Annotated in this window: 2 protein-coding genes; both read right to left on the bottom strand. The window is 70.9% G+C overall.

Features of this window, described 5'->3' with window-relative positions; all coding sequences use genetic code 11:
* Positions 1-103 precede the first annotated feature (103 nt).
* Positions 104-1,615: an L-arabinose isomerase gene (araA, locus tag EIO58_RS16215; RefSeq protein WP_127820355.1), complete on the bottom strand. Its 1,512-nt coding sequence runs from the start codon at positions 1,613-1,615 to the stop codon at positions 104-106.
* Positions 1,616-1,646: 31 nt separating this feature from the next.
* The coding region (locus tag EIO58_RS16210; RefSeq protein WP_240658943.1) for an FGGY-family carbohydrate kinase at positions 1,647-2,442 on the bottom strand (796 nt) is incomplete at its 5' end.

Below are 2,442 nucleotides of genomic sequence, written 5' to 3'. Positions count from 1 at the left end.
GCCCGCGGCCATGCCGCGTCGTGCGAAGCGCCGGCGCGCGCGGCGCGGCGTGTGGGTCGGTTGCATTCTCATCGGTGAGCGCTCCTCGTTTGGGTGGTCCCGCTCAGAGTCCCTGGGCGAGTCGGTAATAGGCCTGGTTCCACCGCAGCTCGCGCTGGAAGCCGCGCACCGTGGTCTCGTCGTCGATGACGACGAGCTCGGTACCGGCGATCTCGGCGAAGTCGCGGAACACCTCGACGCCGACCGCGGTCGTCATCACCGTGTGGTGCGCGGCGCCCGCAGTCAGCCAGCACGCGGCGGACGTCGCGAAGTCCGGCTGCGGCCGCCAGACCGCGCGTCCCACGGGGAGTTTCGGCAGGTCGGGCGCCTCGACGTTCTCGACGACGTTCGCGACGAGGCGGAACCGGTCGCGCATGTCGCTCATCGCCACCACGAGCGCAGGGCCGGGGTCGGCGGTGAAGACCACGCGCACCGGATCGTCCTTGCCGCCGATGCCGAGCGGATGGATCTCGAGCCGCGGCTTGGCCGTGGTCAGCGACGGCGAGACCTCGAGCATGTGCGCACCGAGGATCTTCTCGTCGCCCGCGACGAGGTCGTACGTGTAGTCCTCCATGAGGCTCGCGCCGCCGGGGAGGCCCGCTCCCATGACGTTCGCGACGCGCACCAGGATCGCGGTCTTCCAGTCGCCCTCGGCGCCGAACCCGTAGCCCTCGGCCATGAGCCGCTGCACCGCGAGACCGGGCAGCTGCTTCAGGGCGCCGAGGTCCTCGAACGAGGTGGTGAAGGCCCCGAATCCGCCCTCTTCGAGGAACGACCGCAGCCCGAGCTCGATCGCCGCCCCGTCGCGGAGGGACTGGGCCCGCTCCCCGCCGGGGAGCAGCTCGGCAGCGACGTCGTACGCGGCCACGTACTCGTCGACCAGGGCGTCGATGTCGGCGGCGGTGGCGGCATCCACCGCCTCGGCCAGCTCGTTCACGCCCCACGTGTTCACCTGCACGCCGAACCGCAGCTCGGCCTCGGTCTTGTCGCCTTCGGTGACCGCGACGTACCGCATGTTGTCGCCGAAGCGCGCGAGCTTGAGAGTGCGGGCGGCCGTCCAGCCGGCGGCGGCGCGCTGCCAGTCCTCGACCTGCTGCCGCACCGCGGGGTTCGACACGTGTCCGACGACGGTCTTGCGCGCGACGCCGAGACGCGTCTGGATGTAGCCGAACTCGCGGTCGCCGTGCGCGGCCTGATTCAGGTTCATGAAGTCGAAGTCGATGTCGCCCCACGGCAGCTCGACATTCGCCTGCGTGTGCAGGTGCAGCAGGGGCTTCTGGAGTGCGTCGAGCCCTGCGATCCACATCTTCGCCGGGCTGAAGGTGTGCATCCACGCGATCACGCCGATGACGTCGTCACGCGCATTGATGTCGAGCGCGAGACGGCGGATCGAGTCGCTGTCCTTCAGGACCGGCTTCCACACCACCTTCACGGGAAGCCCCGACAGGCCCTCGACGACCGCCTGCGACTGCTGCGCCACCTGGCGCAGCGTCTCCTCGCCGTAGAGGTTCTGGCTGCCGGTGACGAACCAGACCTCGTACGAATCGAGGGAGGTGGCGAGAGGCTGACGGGTCATACGTGAAGTCCTTCTTCGGTTGGGTGGAGATTCAGATGGCGCGGACGGCGGCGGCTTCGACGGCGAGGCCGGCGCGGTAGCGCGCGAGGTAGGCGGCGAAGCCGGGCACGTCCTCGGGGTCGGGCTCGACGGTCGCGAAGCCCGCGCCGCCGAACACGCTCTCGCGCAGGTACGCATCGAGATCGACCTCGCCCGCCGCCGAGAGGTACGCAGCGAGCACCGCGATGCCCCACGCGCCGCCCTCCGAGGCGGTCTCGCCGACGGCGACCGGCGCGCCGATCGCGCCCGCGAGGAAGCGCTGGGCGACCCCTGCGGTGCGGAAGATGCCGCCGTGCGCGAACATCCGGTCGAGGGCGACGCCCTCCGCATCGAGCACGCGCATGCCGAGGGCGAGCGTGCCGAAGACTCCGTACAGCTGCGCCCGCATGAAGTTCGCGAGGGTGAAGCGGCTGTCGGGCGTGCGCACGAACAGCGGCCTGCCTTCGGTGAGGCCCGCGATGGGCTCGCCGGACAGGTGGTTGTAGGCCAGCAGGCCCCCGGCATCCGGATCGCCGTCCAGCGCCTCGCGGAAGAGCGCCTCGAAGACCTCATCGGCCTCGAGCTCGCCGCCGGCGACGCCCGCGAAGCGCTCGAACAGACCGACCCAGGCCGCCAGCTCGCTCGCGCCGTTGTTGCAGTGGACCATGGCCACCGGGTCACCCACGGGTGTCGTCACGAGGTCGAGCTCGTGGTGCACGTGCTGGAGCGCCCGCTCGAGCACGACCATCGCGAAGATGCTCGTGCCTGCGCTGACGTTGCCGGTGCGCGGGGCGACCGAGCAGGTCGCC

It is taken from the genome of Microbacterium sp. CPCC 204701 (assembly GCF_004010105.1).
GTDB lineage: Bacteria > Actinomycetota > Actinomycetes > Actinomycetales > Microbacteriaceae > Microbacterium.
This window is presented reverse-complemented; position numbering and strand designations above follow the sequence as displayed.